Origin of the sequence: Formosa algae, assembly GCF_001439665.1 — a bacterium.
Classification (GTDB): Bacteria; Bacteroidota; Bacteroidia; order Flavobacteriales; family Flavobacteriaceae; genus Formosa; species Formosa algae.
In genome coordinates this window covers 66,431-88,357 of the sequence record NZ_LMAK01000011.1, presented here as the reverse complement: position 1 = coordinate 88,357, position 21,927 = coordinate 66,431, and the positions used below count along the sequence as shown (strand labels likewise).

Below are 21,927 nucleotides of genomic sequence, written 5' to 3'. Positions count from 1 at the left end.
GCTCTTTTTTTATTTAATAATACGCTCTTAATTATAAGTTAGGTATAATTAATTCCTGATCAGGATGAATTAAATCTGGATTTTTAAGGATATCAGAATTAGCTTTAAAGATCGCTTGGTATTTAGAAGCATCTCCATAATATTGTTTTGCTATTTTTCCTAAAGTCTCTCCGCTTTTTACAGTATGTCTATGGAAAACACTGGTGTCTTCAACAGTAATATTAGCCATAATGTCTGTAGGATTTTCTCCTCCAATAGCTTTAATTTTATCCCATATTAAATTTTTCTCATACTGAGTTTTAGCGGTACCTTTTACTTTTAAAACTCCATTATCTTCAGAAACATCTCCGTTTTGAATATTTAAAGTTTCTCCTAGATCAAGTACGTCTTGATATTTTGCTTTTACTGCCATAATTTGATTAATTTTAAGATTACAAGATATTAAATTTCTATTAAAGATAATGTTATTATTTTAACATTTAAAGGTTGTCAATAATACACTTGTTTTCAGTAGTTTAATTTAAATTACAAAAATTAGGCTATATTAAAAAATATAATTAATTTTGCACTCCTTTTAGCGACAGTTGGAAAGATAAAAGGAACTGAAAAATTTATATATAACACTTCTATGTGTTTGTCGCTTAATTCTTCCAAAAACATATAGGATACAAGATGTAATGTATTTAGTTTACGCGAAAGCAAAGAACACTACATTATTAATTTATTATTAAATGGCTGAAAAAGCAAACCAAGCTGAAGTTGAAGCAACTGAAGCACAATCTGTAGAAGCTCCAAAAGTATCTGAAGCTCAAGCAAACCCTGAAAAATTCTTAGCAGACTTTAACTGGCACAATTACCAAGAAGGTATTGATGAAGTTGAAGATTCTCAATTAAAAGAATTTGAAAAATTAGTAGCTGAAAATTTCGTTGACACATTAAACGACGAAGTAGTAGAAGGAACTGTAGTACACATTTCTGACCGTGATGCTATTATTGACATTAACGCTAAATCTGAAGGTGTAATTTCGTTAAACGAATTCCGTTACAACCCTAACTTAGCAGTTGGTGATAAAGTAGAAGTATTAATTGACGTTCGTGAAGACGCAACTGGACAATTAGTATTATCTCACAGAAAAGCTCGTGTAATTAAAGCATGGGATCGCGTAAATAACGCTCATGATACTGGTGAAATCGTTAACGGTTTTGTTAAGTGTAGAACTAAAGGTGGTATGATCGTAGATGTATTTGGTATTGAAGCATTCTTACCAGGTTCTCAAATCGATGTGAAACCAATTAGAGATTACGATCAGTATGTAAACAAAACAATGGAATTCAAAGTTGTGAAAATCAACCACGAATTTAAAAACGTTGTTGTGTCTCATAAAGCGCTTATTGAAGCTGATATTGAAGAACAGAAAAAAGAAATTATTGGTCAATTAGAAAAAGGTCAAGTATTAGAAGGTGTTGTTAAAAACATTACTTCTTACGGTGTATTCATCGACCTTGGTGGCGTAGACGGATTAATTCACATTACAGATCTTTCTTGGTCTAGAATTAATCACCCTAACGAAATCGTTGAATTAGATCAAAAATTAAACGTTGTTATTCTTGACTTCGATGAAGACAAATCAAGAATCCAATTAGGTCTTAAGCAATTATCTAAGCACCCATGGGATGCTTTAGGTGAAGAAGTTAAGGTTGGAGACAAAGTAAAAGGTAAAGTTGTTGTAATCGCAGATTACGGTGCATTTATCGAAGTTGCAGAAGGTGTTGAAGGTTTAGTTCACGTTTCTGAAATGTCTTGGTCTACACACTTACGTTCAGCTCAAGATTTCGTATCTGTTGGAGACGAAGTTGAAGCAGTTATCTTAACTCTAGATAGAGAAGAGCGTAAAATGTCTCTTGGTATTAAGCAATTAACTCCAGATCCATGGACAGATATTACTACTAAATACCCTTTAAGCTCTAAGCATACAGGTATTGTACGTAACTTCACAAACTTTGGTGTTTTTGTTGAATTAGAAGAAGGAATTGACGGATTAATTTATATCTCTGATTTATCTTGGACTAAGAAAATCAAACACCCATCAGAATTCTGTGCTGTTGGAGATAAATTAGAAGTTGTTGTACTTGAGTTAGATGTTGAAGGACGTAAATTATCTTTAGGTCACAAACAAACTACTGCTAATCCTTGGGATAAATATGAAACTGAATTCGCAGTAGGTACTGTACATACAGCTGCTATCGCAGATGTTGTAGATAAAGGTGCTACTATCGACTTTAACGAAGATATCGTTGCTTTCGTTCCTTCTCGTCACTTAGAGAAAGAAGATGGTTCTAAATTAGGAAAAGGAGATTCTGCTGAATTTAAAATCATTGAATTCAACAAAGAATTTAAAAGAGTAGTTGCTTCGCATACTGCTATCTTTAAAGAAGAAGAGATTGCAAATGTAAAAGCTGCTGTTAAAAAACAAACAGCTGCTGCTGCGGAAGCTAAACCAACTTTAGGTGATGCTAATGACGCTTTACAAGCTCTTAAAGATAAAATGGAAGGAAAATAATTTTTCTAACTGTTTATAATTTAAAAGCCTTCCAATTTTTTGGAAGGCTTTTTTATGTTTTATAGGCTAGGCAATCCCAAGTATTAAATATTTACATTACCTTTGTTTAGCAAATATGTTTAAAAACAATATGAGTCAAAAAGTGTTACTTAATGCTACAGAGGTAAACATCATTCTTCATCGATTGGCTTGTCAACTTATTGAAAAACATAACGATTTTTCCAATACCGTGTTAGTCGGATTACAACCTCGCGGAAAGTTTTTAGCAAAACGATTGGCAAAAATTCTAAAAGAAGAATACAAGATTAAAGATCTTAAATTAGGCCTTTTAGATATTACTTTTTATCGTGATGATTTTAGAAGAAGTGACAAACCTCTTGAAGCCAATACCACAGAAATAAGCTTTGTAGTAGAAAACAAAAATGTAGTCTTTATAGACGATGTTTTATATACAGGTCGTAGTATACGTGCTGCGCTAACTGCAATACAATCTTTTGGAAGACCAGAAGAGATCGAATTATTAACGTTAATAGATAGACGTTTTAGTAGACATTTACCAATTCAGCCCAATTATCGTGGCCGACAAGTAGATGCAATAAACAAGGAAAAAGTAATAGTACAGTGGCAAGAGCAAGGAGATGAAGATGCTGTGTACTTAATAAATAATTAGACTAAGATGAGCGAATTAAGTGTAAACCACTTACTAGGTATTAAATATCTTAATAAAGAAGATATTCAGTTAATTTTTGAAACTGCCGATCATTTTAAAGAAGTTATTAATAGGCCCATTAAAAAAGTGCCTTCACTTCGAGATATTACTATTGCCAATCTGTTTTTCGAAAATTCAACCCGTACTAAATTATCTTTTGAACTGGCAGAAAAACGATTATCTGCAGATGTTATCAATTTCTCAGCATCACAATCTTCAGTTAAAAAAGGAGAAACCTTAATAGATACGGTAAACAACATTTTATCTATGAAAGTAGATATGGTTGTTATGCGTCATCCAAATCCTGGTGCTGGTGTATTTCTGTCTAAACATGTCAATGCAAGTATTGTAAATGCTGGAGATGGTGCCCACGAACATCCAACACAGGCCTTATTAGATTCGTATTCTATACGCGAACGTTTAGGCGAAGTTAAAGGAAAAAATGTAGTTATTGTAGGCGATATTTTGCATAGTAGAGTCGCGCTTTCTAACATATATGCTCTACAACTACAAGGTGCTAAAGTGATGGTCTGCGGACCAAAAACATTAATTCCAAAGTATATAGATAAGCTTGGTGTAAAGGTTGAAACAGATTTACGAAAGGCCTTAGAATGGTGTGATGTTGCAAATATGCTTCGTGTGCAAAACGAACGCATGGATATTAGTTATTTCCCTTCAACAAGAGAATATACACAGCAATTTGGTGTAGATAAAGCCTTGCTAGATAGTCTAAATAAAGAGATTACCATTATGCATCCAGGTCCTATAAATCGTGGGGTAGAAATCACGAGTGATGTAGCCGATTCTAAACAAGCGATTATTTTAGATCAGGTACAAAATGGGGTAGCAATTAGGATGGCTGTAATATATTTATTAGCTTCAAAAATAAAACAGTAATTATGATTTTAAATACAGAAGGTAACCTTACAATAGTTACTCAAGAAAATGCGACTCCAGCACAATTAGTCAAAAAAATGGAGGATTCGTATTCAAAATTTAAAAACGACAATGTTATTGTAAACCTATCGTCTTTAGAGCAACTGACTTTAGAGCAAATTTTAGTATTTCTTCAACTTTCAAATACTCACAGAAAAGCAAAACATTCCTTTGTATTGGTGTCAGATAGCGTGACAATCGATCAGTCTATAGAAGAGATTGTTATTGTGCCTACTTTACAGGAAGCTTATGATATTATTGAGATGGAAGATATGGAACGCGATTTAGGATTTTAAGTTATGCAATTAACAATCTTAGGTTGTCATAGTGCAACACCTCGTATTTCTGCGCACCAAACGTCTCAAGTTTTAGAGATTAAAAACAATGTGTTCCTCATAGATTGTGGTGAAGGTACACAAGTACAATTAAGAAAGTATAAGGTTAAATTTAACCGCATTAAGCATATTTTTATATCTCACCTTCATGGCGATCATTATTTTGGTCTGGTAGGATTAGTATCTACATTCAGACTTTTAACGCGTGAAACCGATTTGCATATTTATGGACCGAAAGGTTTAGAAGAAGTTATTACGTTACAAATGAAATTAGGTGGATCTTGGACAAATTTCAATCTTATTTTTCACGAATTATCTTCAAAAGAATCTGAGTTAATCTATGAAGATGATGCTGTAGAAGTGCATACTATTCCATTAATACATCGTGTATATACCAACGGTTTCTTATTTAAAGAAAAAGAGGGAGAACGTAAATTAGACATGAACGCCATTTTAAACGATAATATTGACGTTGCGTATTATAGAAAACTTAAGCAAGGTGCAGATGTTATAAATGAAGACGGTGAATTAATTAAAAATGAAACGGTAACGAATGCGCCAAATAAGCCAAAAAGTTACGCGTTTTGTAGCGATACTGTTTATACAGAATCTATTGTACCTATAATTAAAGATGTGGATTTACTATATCATGAATCTACCTTTTTAGAAAAACACGAACATAATGCATTCCCTACAAAGCATTGTACCGCCAAACAAGCAGCAAGTATTGCTAAACTAGCGAATGCCAAACAATTAGTTTTAGGTCATTTTTCGACACGTTACGACGATTTAAATGAATTTATAACCGAAGCTCAAGAAGTTTACGAACCTGTAGATATTGCAGCTGCAGGAAAAGTTTTTACAGTTTAGCCTTTAATTATTTTTATGACTATGGAAGAACAAGATTTAAGTAATTATAGAAAAGTATACGATAAAAAAGAACTTCTCATAGAAGATACACCTGAGAACCCTTTAGAGCTATTTAGAACGTGGTTTTTAGAAGTAGATCAGCATTTCTTAGAAGATGAAACGAATGCGATGACGGTGTCTACTTTAGGCCTTGACGGATTTCCTAAGAGTAGAGTAGTGCTATTAAAGCGTTATACTTACGAAGGCTTTATTTTTTATACCAACTACAATAGCGAAAAAGGAAAAGCCATTTTAGCTAATCCAAATGTATGTTTATCTTTTTTTTGGCCAAAAGCCGAACGTCAAATTATTATAAAAGGTATTGCTGAAAAGATTGCTGAGAATATGAGCGATGGCTATTTTGAATCTCGTCCTAGAGGAAGCCAATTAGGTGCCATAGTTTCTCATCAAAGCGACGTTATTGAGAGTCGTGAGTATTTAGATGCTAAATTAAAAGATTTAGAAAACAGTTTTGAAGGTAAAGAAATTACAAGACCAGAATATTGGGGCGGATTTATTGTAAAGCCTGTAGAACTTGAGTTTTGGCAAGGTAGACCAAATCGATTACACGACCGCATTCGTTATAAATTAGAGGAGAATTACGATTGGAAAAAAGAACGATTATCGCCTTGATATTTCAGTTTATAAAATATTTTTATTGTAACTCATATATTTTTATTAACATGTTAAGGTTAGATTATTTTTATTAAATCTAAGTGAAAATATCATGTGTTTTTATGTTAATTATTTAAATTTTATTTAAATTTACTACTTATTAACTGGTTATAAAACAGTAAATTATGATACATTATAACACAATATATTCTTATATAAGTATCGTTTTAATTACAATGAGCTTACTGTCTTGTAAACAGGAAAATAGCAATGAAATGGTGTATTCCAAGTTTGCTGAAATACACTCTTCAACCATATACATTTCAAAAGACAAACAGCAAGAGTTTGCAGTTTTTGTACATCCTGAAAATGATAATGGATACATTACGGTTCATGACGTTAAAGCCAATACAGATTTTATTCTTAAACGTATTGCAAGTTCTGATGGTATCACATATAAAAGTGAAGACGACTATACTTTATGGACCAAGGGAAGCGAATTTTCATGGAGTAAAGACGGAAATCTTATCACTAGTGGACATCTAAAAACAGCTGAAATAGAAATTGAGAAGACGGAGGAAATATCTAAATTTAACAGCGCTAATTATGGTAATTATGTGTCAAGTGATTACGATAAAAAAGATGATGGTTACGATTGGACTGCCGTGATGGTAAAACCTATAGACGATTTTAAATCTAAAATAACCATACGTTCTAGAGCTGATAAAAAAAGTGGAACTTGTACATTTGATGCTATTGTAAATGTGATGAATAGCAACACTTTAAAAGTGACAGAAAATAACACTATTATATTATTTTCTTTTAACAATCAAAGTGTAACGATTTCAACAGATCCTGAAACAGAAAGCGATGCCTTAATGTATTTCTGTTCTGGCGGAGCTAATTTAGTTGGAAATTACAATAAACTTCAAGGAGATTTAGATACCATCCAAATGGATAAAACAGGATATTTTAAATCTTTAACTTACAATGATATCATATACAATATTGAAGAAAAAGAAGGTCTTCTTAGTGTACACCCCATAGGATTAGATTTTGAATATTCAGATGTATATCCTGTACATGGAGAAATTATAAATGTGGAAATAGACGATTTAAATAATGATATGTTTCCAGAAATATTAGTGTATACCACATCTGGTACAGATAAAAGAGGAGACGTTTTTGGTTTTTCTGTAAATAACGAAAAGTCTATAAGTAAGATAACAGTAGCTAAAACGTCTGAGCTTAAAGAAGCTAATTCAGGATATTATGGTCACGATGAATATGCTATGGTTGAAGGGACTTTTATTCAGCGCTTTCCTATATATGAAAACAATCAATATACAGGAAAAACAAGACAAATTCAGTATAAACTAGAAGACACAGAAACGCTTTTAAAACATTTAGTATTAGATAAAGTTGTGGAGTATTAATTTATAATACTTATTATAAAAACATAAAAAATCTCGAGTTATACACTCGAGATTTATTTATTTTAAATAGCATGTCATCTATACTTACACTTTATTTCGTGTACACTTGATTTTCTTGTTCAGCCACGCGAATAAAGGTTGTACGTTTAGTCAATTCTTTTAAACGTGCAGCGCCCACATAGGTACAAGTACTTCTTATACCTCCTAAAATGTCTTGTAATGTATGTTCTACAGGGCCCTTAAAAGGGACTTCAACAGTTTTTCCTTCACTGGCTCTATATTCTGCAACACCACCAACATATTTATCCATAGCAGTTTCGCTACTCATACCATAAAATTGCTTGTACTGTTTTCCGTCACGTTGAATTAATTGTCCGCCACTTTCATCATGTCCTGCAAGCATTCCGCCAAGCATTACAAAATCAGCTCCAGCACCAAAGGCTTTAGAAACATCGCCTGGAACGGCACAACCACCATCACTAATAATTTGCCCGCCTAAACCATGTGCAGCATCGGCACATTCTATAATTGCGGATAGTTGCGGGTAACCAACACCTGTTTTAACACGTGTAGTACACACAGAACCTGGACCAATACCTACTTTTACAATGTCGGCTCCAGATAATAACAATTCTTCAACCATTTCTCCAGTAACCACATTACCTGCAATAATGACTTTATCAGGAAATTGAGCTCTAGTTTTCTCAACAAATTTTACAAAATGTTCAGAATATCCATTAGCCACATCAATACATATAAAACGTAATTGAGGATGGTTTTCAAAAATAGCTTTTAATTTATCGCTATCTGCGGCATTTGTTCCTGTACTTACTGCAATATAATTTTGAATATCTTCTGGAGCTTGTTCCATAAACGCGGTCCAATCGCTAAGATTATAATGTTTATGAATGGCTGTAAATAAATTGTGTTTTGCTAACGCTAAGGCTAACGAGAACGTCCCAACCGTATCCATGTTTGCTGCCATAATAGGAATACCTGTCCATGTGGTTTGACTGTGTAAAAATGTAATTTCACGATTTAAATTTACTTGAGAGCGGCTTTTTAATGTTGATCGTTTTGGACGAAACATAACATCTTTAAAACCTAATTTTATTTCATTTTCAATACGCATTCTAAAAGGGTTTTATTACTGTATTAAATAATTAAAGTTTAGAGGAAAGTGTGAGCAAAATAATAGCCCAAACTAATTTCAAAACTGAAAAAAGATTTGGGCTATAATATAGTCTATTATTCTTTTATTTTGAAGCTAAAAAACTAATTTCAACATTTACAAATTTAGGTAAGTTAGCAACTTCTACAGTTTCTCTTGCAGGTGCATTAGCTTCATCAAAATACGTTCCGTATACTTCATTTATTTGTGCAAAATTATGCATGTCACTAATGAAAATAGACGTTTTTATAATATCATCAAACGTCATATCTGCAGCCTTTAAAATAGCTTTTATATTTTCCATAACTTGAGTTGTTTCCGTTTTAATATCATCTAAAACCAATTCGCTAGTTACTGGATTAATTGCAATTTGTCCTGAAGCATATAACATACCGTTTTTTAATACCGCTTGGTTATAAGGTCCGATAGGAGCAGGAGCATCTGGAGTTGTAATTATTGTTTTCATATATATTATTTTATAAACTTTTATCTGATTGTAAACGCTTGTCGTATTTAAGATCACTCAAGATACTAGATTTTATTCCAATAAAGAAATACCACGATTTACTAGTTCCAAAAGGCACCCAGCTAAAATTCATTCTCCAACTTAATAAATCACGTTCTAAACGCAATTGGGTGTATGTAAAGCCCATGTCTTTAAAGTCGTAACCAGAAGATACACCTACGCTCCATCTTGGGGAAAGCGAAACATCTCCGGAAAACATTAGTGAGTTTGACGAAATTTCGTTGTTACGTGTAGTGTTTGAATAATTAACCGCATACGCTAAATTTAATGTCCAAGGTATTTTATACCTATAAAACTCGTTATCGTTTTTCTTATCTTCTTCGTCTTCCTCATCTTCATCACTATCGAAAAAACTATTGTTGGTAAAATCCTGAGAGACTCCAAAGAGATCATCATCTCGTCCACCACCACGTAGGTTTTCTTGAATACCTTTGTCATCTTCTTTAGATTCTCCGCTAAACAATTCGTTAGATAAAGAATAACTTAAAGTTAAGTTGGCACTTGTTAATCTAAATAGACTTCCGTTATTATTAATGTTGTAAACATCTACTTTAGTATTGGTATTATCTAAAGCATAAGGGTCTAGAGTGGCACCAAAATTAATATTCATTTTACTATCTAGAATAGATGTTCCACCACTTATTCTTAGTGGGCTCCATTGTAAAGAATCTCCTGCAAAATTATATGATGTCGAAAAGGTTAAACTGTTTAATAGGGTAATCTTTTTTGCTTCTGTAGCCGTACTATCACTATCTGTAACTTTAGCCTCTAAATTGTTGGCTAATGACAGACCTAGTGAAGATGAAAAATTCTCGTTTGGCGCACCATAAATAGATTCTTCAAAACGCGAATAGGTTTCTAATGCTGTACCTTCTGTAGAAATTACTTCATACGTTTCATAATACTGATCAAAAGAAGGTGTTATACTGTAGCTAATAGACGGACGCATAACGTGTCTTATGGCTTGAATTTTACGATCTTTTCCTTCCTTCTCAAAATCGAACATTCCATAAATTGTAGTTCCTAAACTGGTACTAAAATTATACGTTCTATAAGCATCAAATCCATTTATAGTCTCGGTAACAGTTTCGTCTAAATCTTGATCGTAATATCTATTAATGGTTTTAAACGTCCAATTTTCTTCAAACGATGTTCCAGCACTTAAACTTAAATACTTAAACAATTTAAAGTTTGTACTTATTGGTACACTATGTTGTACACCTGCTTCAGCATCTTTAAACATTTGTGGTTTAAAGAATAAAGAATCGGTAGTTTCTATTTGATTTTCAGCATCAACAGTGTATTGAAAATTAATATTATCAATAATACCACTTTTTGTACCTGTTTTAGGAGCAAAAGGGTAAACACGTTCTACACTACCAGATATATTTGGAAGCGACATATTAATAACTTCAGTGGTCGTATTCTGCGAATGTGTTGCTGCAACACTAAGGTTAACTTGTGGCGATCCGGTAAATGATTTTGAATACGCTACAGATGATGATAAGGTATTATTTAAATAACTCCCAGTGTTTAATTGGTTAACCGAAGTCTGATAATAAGAACTACTTCCTAAGTTTACAGAAGCAGAAAAACTTGAATTTGGATTCGATTTAGAATCTTGACTATGCGACCAACGAATGTTATAAATAGTAGATTTAGAATAGTCAGGAAATCCTTTTTCACTATCTATCAAACTCTCATACCTAAAAGACATACTACCCGAAAACTTATATTTTAAGGCATAGTTACTTTCTATATTTAAACCATAACTACCATTGGTGTAATAATCTCCTAAAATGGTTAAATCTGCATAATCACTCATAGCAAAATAATATCCACCATTTTGAAGAAAGTAACCACGATCACTATCTTCTCCAAAACTAGGAATAATTATACCAGAAGTTTGTTTATCTGTTAAAGGAAAAAATCCAAATGGCACAGCAATAGGTGTTGGTACATCTGCAATAACCATATTGGTTGGACCCACAACAACTTTTTTGTCCGGAACATATTTAATTTTACTAGCTTTAAAATAGTATTCTGGGTTCTCTACATCGTCTGAAGTTGTAAACTTTGCTTTGGCCATATAAATAACAGAATCACTTTCTTTTTTTACTATAGGCGCAAGTATATTAAAACCGCTTTGTTCGGTTTTTGAATTAAAAATTAAAGCTTTCTGGGTATCAAAATTAAATCGAATAGAGTCAGGCTCGACCACACTTTGCCCTTGAGTAAATACAGGTTTTTGAGTATAAGCACCAGTAGAGTCTTTTATGCGTCCAGCATAGACTTCATTTTTACTGTAATCTATAACAATTACACCAGCTTTAATGTTCATATCCTGATAATCTACTTCAGCTTCATTATAAAGGTATAGTTTTTGTTCTAGTCTATTAAAGGAAGTATAATCTACAGCAGAATACGTGACAATATCTGTTAAAAATTCATCTTTTGGCTTTACACTATCATGCAAAACACTATCTTGAGCACGTTCATTTATTTGACTAACAGCCAGACTGTCTACGCTAATAATTGGTGTAAAAAGAGGAGGGTCTTGAGTGGTTGCTTTAACTACTTTTACAGGTCTAGGCAAGTCTTGAGAAAAGACATAAGTGTTGATAAGCACTGTAAAACTTAAAGCTAAAAGTATTTGAAAGTAGTTTGAACGCAATGCTTTTAAATGTATTTTTGTAAAGTTTAATTTAGTATTTTAAAAAATCAAAATTACATATATATTTTTTGAGAACTATTAATATTCACTAAATTTTAATAATAATCAAATACGATCAGAGTTATAGTCTATATGAAAACAAAATCTATATTTTTTATATTACCCTTAATATGTTTTTTAGTATTAACGTCTTTTAAAAGTGATAACGCACTCAACTCCAACAAATTCGTTGTTGTTTTAGATGCGGGACATGGCGGACATGATCCTGGAAAACCAACAAAATACGGCTTTACAGAGAAAGAAGTCGCTTTAAAAATAGTTTTAAAAATAGGAGCAGAATTAGAGAAAAACCCAGATATAAAGGTCATTTATACTCGAAAAACAGATGTTTTCGTCACTTTAAGAGGGCGTGCAAAAATTGCTAATGAAGCAGATGCAGATCTTTTTGTCTCTGTCCATTGTAACGCACACAACAGTCAGGCCTTTGGAACAGAAACTTATGTTGTTGGTGTAGCGAATACCAAACGTAATTTTGATGTAGCCAAATTAGAGAATGAAGTAATTCTTTTAGAGGACGATTATGAAACGCATTATGATGGTTTTAATCCGAATGCTCCAGAATCTTTAATTGGGTTAACTTTAATGCAAGAAGATTATATAGACCATAGTATTTTATTGGCGGGTATGATTGAAGATAATTTCACTAATAAATTAAAACGTAAGAGTAGAGGAGTAAAACAAGCGAGTTTATGGGTTATGCATAATACCTATATGCCAAGTGTACTTATAGAAACTGGTTTTATTACCAATAACGAAGAAGGCCATTATTTAAATTCTAGTAAAGGACAAGCTCAAATTTCTACTGCAATTAAAGATGCCATTTTAGAATACAAAAAAACGTTAGATTTAAATGTTGGTGAATACTTAGGAACGCCTAGAAAACAACCTGTAATTAATGATGAAGTTGAGCTAGAAACCATTGAAACAAATCCCAGTACTACCATAGAATTTAAAGTACAAATTGCAGCAAGTTCTAAAAAACTAGAGACTAAAGCTTATAATTTTAGCGGATTGAGTCCGATTTCTAGAGACCAAGTGGGTAAAATGTATAAATATTATTATGGCACAACGTCTACCTATTCTGAAAGTAAACAGTTATTATCTAAAGCTAAAGCAAAAGGATTTAATACAAGTTTTATAGTAGCTTTTAAGAATGGAGAACAAGTACTTTTAGACGAAGTGCTAAAAACAACTTCAAATTAGGTAATTCTAATTTAATTATTTCTAATTTTGTTTATAAACTAAAAACATTGCTTTGAAGATATCTAAAGAAATCAAAATTGCAGTTCTGGTAATTGCTGGAATTATATTTTTAATATTCGGAATTAATTTTTTAAAAGGTGAAAATTTATTCTCTTCTTCTCGAACTTTCTATGTAAACTATAAAAATGTTGAAGGTTTAACTTTATCTACTCCTGTCACCATTAGTGGACTTCATGTTGGTAACGTTAAAGATATAAAACTTAAAGAAGACGCGACTTTAGTAGTAACGCTAATTATAGATAACGATTATACATTTTCTAAAAACAGTACAGCAGAATTATACGACACCAGCTTAATCGGAGGAAAGTCTATTGCCATTATGCCGGCTTTAGATAATGCTGAATTAGCCGAAAGTGGAGATTATTTAGTGGCTTCTAGAAAATCTGGCTTAACAGACATCGTTGGTGAAAGATTAGCTCCGTTACAAGAGAAAATAGAATCCTTAACTCAAAATGCAGATTCATTATTATATAGTTTCAATGGTATTTTTGATGAGAAAACTACCACTAATCTTAAAAACTCTATTGCTGGCTTAGAACAAACTATAGCATCTTTTAATGCTACATCTAAATCTATAAATAGTATTCTGACTTCAAATAAAGACAACATAAACAATACCTTAACGAATTTAAACCACACGTCTGATAATTTTTCCAAACTATCAGATTCTTTAGCTGCTACTAATATTTCTGGAATTGTAAATAATTTAGAACAATCTCTAGCGTCATTTAACGGTGTTTTAAACGATGTGAATAACGGAAAAGGATCTTTAGGAAAGTTATTAAAAGACGATCAGTTATACGAAAACATCGAAGGGGCATCACTACAGTTAGAACAATTGCTACAGGATATGAAACTAAATCCGAAGCGTTATGTTCATTTTTCTGTGTTCGGAAAAAAACCAAAAGATTTTGATGCTGAAGAAAATCAAGTAGATGATAATGGTACCGCTGTAGATGTTGAGACAACAAACAACTAATATATGAGCATAATTCCTAACATACTATTTGCGATTATTTTAATTGCAGGAATTGGTTACTTTGCAACCAACGTCAAGAAATTAGTCCGTAACATTAAATTAGGCCGAGATGTAGATGTTAGCGATAATACCTCCCTACGTTGGAAAAACATGAGCATGATTGCGCTTGGTCAAAGTAAAATGGTACGCCGTCCTATTGCAGGATTTCTTCACATAATTGTATATGTAGGTTTTGTTATTATAAATATTGAAGTTGTAGAAATTATTATTGATGGTCTTTTTGGCACACATCGTATTTTTTCTGGAATGGGCTCTTTATACGGAGTTTTAATTGGTGCTTTTGAAATATTAGCACTTTTAGTTTTTGTTTCGGTAATTCTATTTTGGACTAGAAGAAATGTTATAAAATTAAAACGTTTCTGGAAATCGGAAATGAAAGGTTGGCCTAAAAGTGATGGAAATATCATTTTATATTTTGAAATGGTTTTAATGACATTGTTTTTAGTGATGAATGCAACCGACGTTCATTTTCAAGCTATAGATAACGGAAACGTAATCAGTCAATATATTGCACCTTTGTTTAGCGGTTTAACAGAAAGCACGTTACATATTATAGAACGTGGTGCCTGGTGGTTGCATATTGTAGGTATTTTAATCTTCCTGAATTACTTATACTTTTCTAAGCATTTACATATCCTTTTAGCGTTTCCAAACACCTATTATGGTAGTGTAAAACCTAAAGGAGAATTAGATAATCTTAAAGCGGTAACCAAAGAAGTACAAATGATGATGGATCCTAATGTCGATCCGTTTGCTGCTCCTGCTGAAGGTGATTCTACGGAAGAAGAAGTAGCTAAATTCGGTGCTAGCGATGTTCAGGATTTAAATTGGGTTCAATTATTAAACGCATATACTTGTACAGAATGCGGACGTTGTACTAGTGAATGTCCAGCAAATCAAACCGGAAAAAAATTATCACCTCGTAAAATCATGATGGATACTAGAGATCGTCTGGAAGAGGTTGGTAAAAATATAGATGCCAATAATGGAGTCTTTAACGATGATGGGAAACAGTTATTAGGCGATTATATTACTAACGAAGAGCTTTGGGCATGTACATCTTGTAATGCTTGTGTAGAAGCTTGTCCGGTAAGTATAAATCCCTTATCCATTATTATAGATATGAGACGTTATTTAGTTATGGAAGAGTCGGCAGCGCCTACAGAATTAAATAACATGATGACTAATATAGAAAACAACGGTGCACCTTGGCCTTATAACCAAATGGATCGTTTAAATTGGAAAGACGAATAAGTTTAAATATGCTTAAAGTTTATACATACAACAAATCAAAATAGAGAGACATGAGCGAATTAATAAAAGTGCCAACCATGGCAGAATATATGGCTCAAGGCAAGCAACCCGATGTATTATTTTGGGTAGGTTGTGCTGGAAGTTTTGATGATAGAGCAAAAAAAATCACTAAAGCATTTGTAAAATTACTACACAAAGCACAAGTCGATTTTGCAGTGTTAGGTACAGAAGAAAGTTGTACTGGCGATCCTGCCAAACGTGCTGGAAATGAGTTTTTATTTCAAATGCAAGCCGTAACTAATATTGAAGTTTTAAATGCTTACGAAGTTAAAAAAATTGTAACTGCATGTCCGCATTGTTTCAACACTATAAAAAATGAATATCCAGAATTAGGCGGAAACTATGAGGTGATGCACCACACTCAATTTTTAAAATCATTACTAGAAGAGGGTAAATTAACTATTGAAGGTGGTAAATTTAAAGGTAAGCGTATTACTTTTCATGATCCTTGTTATTTAGGACGTGCCAATAATGTTTACGAAGCTCCTCGAGATTTAATTCGGAAGTTAGAAGCCGAATTAGTTGAAATGAAAAACTGCAAAAGCAAAGGTTTATGCTGTGGAGCAGGAGGCGCACAAATGTTTAAAGATGCCGAAAAAGGCGATAAAGAAGTGAATGTAGAGCGTACTGAGCAAGCCATAGAGGTAAAACCAGATATTATTGCTGCAGGTTGTCCGTTTTGTAATACCATGATGACAGACGGTGTGAAAGCAAAAGATAAAGAGTCCGAAGTAGACGTTATGGATATCGCAGAACTTATTGCAAATGCACAAGATTTATAGATGAAAAAGACTATTACAACAGCACTTTTATGTTTAGTTTCTGGTTTTCTTTTTGCACAAGAACTAACTAAAGACGAATTGGTTGAAATTATTTCTAATGAATCTTGCGAGTGTATAAACGGTAAAGGGCTAGATTTTGAAGCTATAGATAAACAGAAGCTAGAATTAAATTTTGGTTTATGTATTATTGAAAGTTACACTAAACATCCAGAAGCCAGTGAACTACTAAATGTATCTTTTAATGATGATAAATCTTTAGAAGCTTTAGGAGAAGTAGTGGCTTTAAAAATGATGACTAGCTGTCCAGATATTATGTCTTTAATGGTGGGGAATTATTTAGAAGATGATTCTATTGCAACTGAAGCACCTCAGAATAACACCCTTAATGGACTTGCTTTTTTAAGTCTAAAATCCAATCAACAATTTAATACATTGTCTTTTAAAGATACATCTAACGGCAGAACGTACAGTTTTTTATGGTTAGAGTATTTTGATGGTTCTCAATTATTTGAAAACGAGAAAAAACTTAAAAAGCAAGTATTTAATATTCAATATAAAGAACAAGACTTCTACGATCCAAAAATCAATGATTATAGAAATTTTAAAATAATAACAAAATTAACAGTACAATAAATGTTAGTAGATTTTAATACATTACCAGAAACTTCTAAGGTTTGGATCTATCAAGCCAATCGTTCGTTTACAGATCAAGAATTAGAAGAGATTAAATCTAAAATAGATGTCTTTTTAGAAAATTGGACCGCTCATGGGGCTGACTTAAACGCAGGTTACGAGATTAAATACAAGCGTTTTTTAGTACTGGGTTTAAATCAAGAAGTTAATAATGCTACTGGCTGTTCTGTAGATGCATCTGTGCATTTTATTCAACAATTAGAAAAAGAATATCAGGTAGATTTATTAGACAAAATGAATGTGTCTTATAAACAAGGGGAGTTTGTGGCGTATAAAACGTTAACCGATTTCAGAAAAATGGCTAAAGATAAAGCGGTGTCTAAAAACACCATAGTCTTTAATAATTTAGTGACTAATATTGCTGAATACAAAGAAAATTGGGAAGTACCTGCTAGCGATAGTTGGCACAACAGATTCCTTAAATAATCTTCATTTACCAAAATAGTAAAGCCATTAATCTTTATAAACGTGTTGTAAAACCATTGACACACTAATTTTTTCAACTTTAAAAACCTAAAACTATATTATGAGTAATGAGATTATCTTATTAAACATTTCAGGACAAGATAGGCCAGGATTAACATCAACATTAACAGGTGTTTTAGCACAATACGGAGCTAAAGTTCTTGATATTGGACAAGCAAATATTCATGACACATTATCTTTAGGTATCTTATTTAAGATAAAGTCTAAAAAAAAATCAGCTGCAGTTTTAAAGGATTTATTATTTAAAGCCTACGAACTCGGTATTACCGCTAAGTTTACACCTATTACTCTAGACGAGTACGAAAAATGGGTAACGCTTCAAGGAAAAGACCGTTACATTGTAACACTTTTAGGAGAGAGACTATCTGCAAAACAAATCTCTGAAGTCACTAAAATTGTGTCAGAAAAAAACTTAAACATCGATGCTATTAAGCGTCTTACAGGACGTTTATCTTTAGTTAAAGATGAAGAATATCCAAGAGCATCTATACAATTGTCTATTAGAGGACATATTGATGATAAAGCAGATATTACTGAAAAGTTCATGGATATTTCTCGTAAATTAAATGTTGATATTGCTTTCCAGGAAGATAATATTTACAGACGAAACAGACGTTTAGTGTGTTTTGATATGGATTCTACTTTAATTCAAACAGAAGTTATTGATGAACTTGCAGAATTAGCCGGTGTTGGCGCTCAAGTTAAAGCCATTACAGAATCTGCCATGCAGGGGGAAATAGACTTTAATGAAAGTTTTGAAAGACGCATGAAACTGTTAAAAGGTTTGAGTGAAGATGTGCTTCAGGAAGTTGCAGTAAACTTACCAATTACAAAAGGCGCTAGACGTTTAATAGATACTTTAAAAAGTTATGGTTTTAAAACGGCTATTTTATCGGGTGGATTTACGTATTTCGGCCATTATTTACAAAAAGAATTGGGCATAGATTACGTATACGCCAACCAGCTAGAAATTAAAGATGGTGCCCTTACAGGTGGTTATCTTGGTGAAATTGTAGATGGAAATAAGAAAGCAGAATACTTGCAAGAAATTGCCAAGCGTGAAGGTATAAATATTAGTCAGACTATTGCAGTAGGAGATGGTGCTAACGATTTACCAATGCTTAATTTAGCAGGATTAGGAATTGCGTTTCATGCCAAACCAAAAGTAAAAGACAATGCTCAAAGCTCAATTTCTAGTATTGGTTTAGACGGTGTACTTTATTTATTAGGATACCACGACAGATATATAGATTTAGTAGATTAACTGCATTATAATACATAATACTAAAAACTTCACTGCATGATATATGGGGTGAAGTTTTTTTGTTTTACCCTTACAAATTAACAGCATCATCATTATAAATTCAGCACAACGGAATTGCTGTTAACTAATTCTGTATAAATCTATCATAAAGTCTTTTTAACTTCATTTTAAATATGGTATTTTGCTTTTAATTTGCAACACATATTGTATTGACAATCAAATTAATTTTTACATGCGTAATATTTTATTTCTCTCAATTATATTTTTCAGTATTCACTTATCATTTAGTCAAAATTCAGCGAATCCGTTGGTGACAAAAGATGCTATTGCTCAACAAAAATGGGTAGATAGTGTGTATAATAAACTGTCACTTCAAGAAAAAATCGGACAGTTGTTTATGGTACGTGCCATGACTTCTGCAAATACCCGAGATGTTACGAGTATTAAAAATTTAATACAGAATAATCATATTGGAGGTATCATTTATTCTAAAGGAGGACCTGTAAAATTAGCGAAGCTTAACAATACCTATCAGGGCATGTCTAAAGTTCCAATGCTTATTGGAATGGATGCAGAATGGGGATTAAGTATGCGATTAGATTCTACTTATGCTTTTCCTTGGAATATGACTTTAGGCGCTGTTAAGAACAAACAATTGGTAGAGCAAGCAGGAAAACATATTGGTGAACATTGTAAACGTCTCGGGATTCATTTTAATTTTGGTCCAGATGTAGATATTAATACCAACCCAAAAAATCCAATTATTGGAAACCGCTCTTTTGGCGAAGATCGTGAAACTGTGACCGAGCATGCCGTTGCCTTTATGAAGGGGTTACAAAGTGCTGGAGTTATGGCTACTGGTAAACATTTTCCAGGCCATGGCGACACCGAAACAGATTCGCATAAAGCATTACCAACCATAAATTTTTCTGAGAAACGCATTGATTCAATCGAGTTATATCCGTATAAACAGATGATTAAAAATGGTATGGAAAGTGTTATGGTGGCGCATTTAAATGTACCTAGTTTAGAGGCTAGACCAGATTTCCCATCGTCTTTATCTAAAACAATTATCACCGATTTATTAAAAGACAAAATGGGATTCCAAGGCTTAATCTTTACAGATGCTTTAGAAATGAAAGGCGTTGCTAATTTTAGTAGTCCAGGCGATATCGATTTGGCTGCATTTTTAGCTGGTAACGACATTTTGTTAATTTCTGAAGATGTGCCTAAAGCCATGGAAAAAATCACAGAAGCATATAATGATCAGACCATAACTGAAGCACGTTTAGCATATTCTGTAAAGAAAATTTTAATGTCTAAATATAAAGTAGGTCTAAACCATTACAAACCTATAGACACAGAAAATCTCGTTGAAGATTTAAATCGATTAGAAGACGATATTTTAAATGAAGAGCTGTTTGAGAATGCAATTACTGTAGTTAAAAATGAAGATGATATTTTGCCACTTCGGGATTTGGATCAAAAATCAATAGCTTATATAAAATTAGGTGACGATAGCGGTAGTACGTTTTTAGATGAATTGAAAAAATATACTAAAGTGCACGAAATTTTATCGGACTCTTATGAATATATTAAAACCCGATTAGACAATTATAATACTGTAATTTTTGGTTTGCACCGCTCCAATGCCAATCCATGGAAGAGTTATGAATTTACTACTGAAGAAGTTCAGTTATTAGACAGTATCTCAAAAACGCATCATGTCATTTTAGATGTGTTTGTAAAACCTTACGCTTTACTAGATTTATCTTCTGTAGACCATATTGAAGGTCTTGTCGTGAGTTATCAAAACAGTGAAGTCGCACAAAAAAAATCGGCACAAATAATTTTTGGAGCTTTAGAAGCTAAAGGTCAGCTTCCTGTATCTGTGGGTAATGGCTTTCATGCAGGCGATGGTATCTCTATCAATTCCATTTCCCGTTTAGGCTATTCTATTCCAGAACGTGTTGGTATCGATTCAAAAAAACTTCATAAAATTGATGCTGTTGCACAACGTGCGGTAGATGAACATATGACACCTGGAGTTCAGCTTTTGGTAGCGCGAAGAGGACAAGTTATTTATAGTCAGAACTTCGGAAAACATACTTACGATGCAGATTCCGAACCTGTTAAAGACAACGATTTATACGATATTGCTTCCATCACTAAAATAGTTGCGTCTTTGCCTTTAATAATGGAAATTGTAGAACAAGACGATGAAATTTCAATAAATTCTACGCTTTCAGACTTAATTCCTACGTATGTAGGTTCTAATAAAGCGAACATTACTCTTAAGCAAATGTTATCGCATTATGCACGATTAAAACCCTGGATTCCTTTTTATGTGGCCACATTAGATTCTACTAAAATGCCTAGTAATTCGTATTATAGTAATGCACCAAGTGAACTTTTTAATATTAAAGTATCAAATAATCTATACTTAAAGAGAGATTATCCAGAGACTATGCAGCAAATTATTATGGATACAGATTTGTTAAAAACGTTAAAATATCGCTATAGCGACTTACCTTATTATATTTTAAAGAAATTTATAGAGACTTATTACGACAGAACATTAGATCATTTAGTGCAAACTCACTTTTATGAATCGTTAGGAATGAATGTAACAACTTATAATCCGTATTTAAAATTTCCGATGAAAGATATTGTTCCGACGGAAAACGACACCTATTATCGTCATCAAGTGGTTCAAGGCTATGTACATGATATGGGAGCAGCAATGCAAAATGGAGTAGGTGGTCATGCCGGTGTATTTAGTAATGCTAACGATATCGCTAAAATCATGCAAATGTATTTACAAAAAGGATTTTATGGTGATAAACGCTATCTTAAACCAGAAACTATAGATATGTTTAATACAACATATTATTCTAGTAAAGGTAACAGACGTGGTATAGGTTTCGATAAGCCCCAATTAGGAACTAGTGGCCCAACATGTGGCTGTGTGTCTATGAAAAGTTTTGGGCACTCCGGATTTACAGGGACTTATACTTGGGCAGATCCAGATGAAGAGTTAGTGTATGTATTTATGGCAAATAGAACGTATCCATCTGCAGAAATTAATATGTTATTAAGAGAAAACATTAGAACAGATATTCAAGAACTTATTTACGAAGCAATAATAAATTAA

The 21,927-nt window shown here is 32.7% G+C and carries 19 protein-coding genes; 15 read left to right on the top strand and 4 right to left on the bottom strand.

The window, feature by feature from the left end; all coding sequences use genetic code 11:
- Positions 1-31: 31 nt before the first annotated feature.
- Positions 32-412: a LysM peptidoglycan-binding domain-containing protein gene (locus AST99_RS03930; protein WP_057779378.1), complete on the bottom strand. Its 381-nt coding sequence runs from the start codon at positions 410-412 to the stop codon at positions 32-34.
- A gap of 319 nt (positions 413-731) precedes the next feature.
- Here AST99_RS03930 and rpsA point away from each other — a divergent pair, with 319 nt between their 5' ends.
- The 7 genes from rpsA to AST99_RS03895 all read left to right on the top strand — a co-directional run bounded on the left by rpsA (position 732) and on the right by AST99_RS03895 (position 7,501).
- Positions 732-2,561, top strand: coding sequence for a 30S ribosomal protein S1 (gene rpsA, locus AST99_RS03925; protein WP_057779376.1), 1,830 nt, complete (start codon positions 732-734; stop codon positions 2,559-2,561).
- A 130-nt stretch (positions 2,562-2,691) separates the two neighbouring features.
- Positions 2,692-3,231, top strand: a complete 540-nt coding sequence (pyrR, locus tag AST99_RS03920; RefSeq protein ID WP_057779667.1) for a bifunctional pyr operon transcriptional regulator/uracil phosphoribosyltransferase PyrR — start codon at positions 2,692-2,694, stop codon at positions 3,229-3,231.
- Positions 3,232-3,237: 6 nt separating this feature from the next.
- Entirely contained in the window at positions 3,238-4,167 is a 930-nt protein-coding gene (locus AST99_RS03915) for an aspartate carbamoyltransferase catalytic subunit (RefSeq protein ID WP_057779373.1), read from the top strand.
- Positions 4,168-4,169: 2 nt separating this feature from the next.
- On the top strand, positions 4,170-4,502 hold the full coding sequence (locus AST99_RS03910; protein ID WP_057779371.1) for a hypothetical protein: 333 nt from the start codon (positions 4,170-4,172) through the stop codon (positions 4,500-4,502).
- Between the two features lie 3 nt (positions 4,503-4,505).
- Complete coding sequence (locus AST99_RS03905; protein ID WP_057779369.1) at positions 4,506-5,411, top strand: ribonuclease Z; 906 nt, start codon at positions 4,506-4,508, stop codon at positions 5,409-5,411.
- 21 nt (positions 5,412-5,432) lie between these two features.
- Positions 5,433-6,083, top strand: a complete 651-nt coding sequence (gene pdxH / locus AST99_RS03900; RefSeq protein WP_057779367.1) for a pyridoxamine 5'-phosphate oxidase — start codon at positions 5,433-5,435, stop codon at positions 6,081-6,083.
- A gap of 167 nt (positions 6,084-6,250) precedes the next feature.
- Positions 6,251-7,501: a hypothetical protein gene (locus AST99_RS03895; protein ID WP_157486295.1), complete on the top strand. Its 1,251-nt coding sequence runs from the start codon at positions 6,251-6,253 to the stop codon at positions 7,499-7,501.
- A gap of 91 nt (positions 7,502-7,592) precedes the next feature.
- Here the strand turns inward: AST99_RS03895 and AST99_RS03890 are convergent, their stop codons facing one another.
- The 3 genes from AST99_RS03890 to AST99_RS03880 all read right to left on the bottom strand — a co-directional run bounded on the left by AST99_RS03890 (position 7,593) and on the right by AST99_RS03880 (position 11,872).
- Complete coding sequence (locus AST99_RS03890; RefSeq protein ID WP_057779363.1) at positions 7,593-8,633, bottom strand: GMP reductase; 1,041 nt, start codon at positions 8,631-8,633, stop codon at positions 7,593-7,595.
- A gap of 124 nt (positions 8,634-8,757) precedes the next feature.
- Positions 8,758-9,138 (bottom strand): Rid family detoxifying hydrolase, encoded by a 381-nt coding sequence (locus AST99_RS03885; protein WP_057779362.1) that lies wholly within the window; start codon positions 9,136-9,138, stop codon positions 8,758-8,760.
- Positions 9,139-9,148: 10 nt separating this feature from the next.
- Positions 9,149-11,872: a putative LPS assembly protein LptD gene (locus AST99_RS03880; protein WP_057779360.1), complete on the bottom strand. Its 2,724-nt coding sequence runs from the start codon at positions 11,870-11,872 to the stop codon at positions 9,149-9,151.
- A 132-nt stretch (positions 11,873-12,004) separates the two neighbouring features.
- Here AST99_RS03880 and AST99_RS03875 point away from each other — a divergent pair, with 132 nt between their 5' ends.
- The 8 genes from AST99_RS03875 (at position 12,005) to AST99_RS03840 (ending at position 21,927) form a co-directional block, all read left to right on the top strand.
- A complete protein-coding gene (locus tag AST99_RS03875) occupies positions 12,005-13,135 on the top strand; it encodes an N-acetylmuramoyl-L-alanine amidase family protein (RefSeq protein ID WP_057779358.1) in 1,131 nt (376 codons plus the stop codon).
- 52 nt (positions 13,136-13,187) lie between these two features.
- Positions 13,188-14,174 (top strand): MlaD family protein, encoded by a 987-nt coding sequence (locus AST99_RS03870; protein ID WP_057779357.1) that lies wholly within the window; start codon positions 13,188-13,190, stop codon positions 14,172-14,174.
- Positions 14,175-14,177: 3 nt separating this feature from the next.
- The gene (locus tag AST99_RS03865; protein ID WP_057779356.1) at positions 14,178-15,488 is read left to right on the top strand and encodes a 4Fe-4S dicluster domain-containing protein; all 1,311 of its coding nucleotides are present in this window, start codon (positions 14,178-14,180) and stop codon (positions 15,486-15,488) included.
- Between the two features lie 50 nt (positions 15,489-15,538).
- Positions 15,539-16,330: a (Fe-S)-binding protein gene (locus AST99_RS03860; protein WP_057779354.1), complete on the top strand. Its 792-nt coding sequence runs from the start codon at positions 15,539-15,541 to the stop codon at positions 16,328-16,330.
- A complete protein-coding gene (locus AST99_RS03855; RefSeq protein ID WP_057779352.1) occupies positions 16,331-16,963 on the top strand; it encodes a hypothetical protein in 633 nt (210 codons plus the stop codon).
- A complete protein-coding gene (locus tag AST99_RS03850; protein ID WP_057779350.1) occupies positions 16,964-17,449 on the top strand; it encodes a hypothetical protein in 486 nt (161 codons plus the stop codon).
- Positions 17,450-17,549: 100 nt separating this feature from the next.
- Positions 17,550-18,773 carry a phosphoserine phosphatase SerB gene (gene serB / locus AST99_RS03845; RefSeq protein WP_057779348.1) on the top strand — a complete coding sequence of 408 codons (1,224 nt, stop codon included), beginning with the start codon at positions 17,550-17,552 and terminating at the stop codon, positions 18,771-18,773.
- A gap of 232 nt (positions 18,774-19,005) precedes the next feature.
- On the top strand, positions 19,006-21,927 hold the full coding sequence (locus AST99_RS03840; RefSeq protein ID WP_057779345.1) for a serine hydrolase domain-containing protein: 2,922 nt from the start codon (positions 19,006-19,008) through the stop codon (positions 21,925-21,927).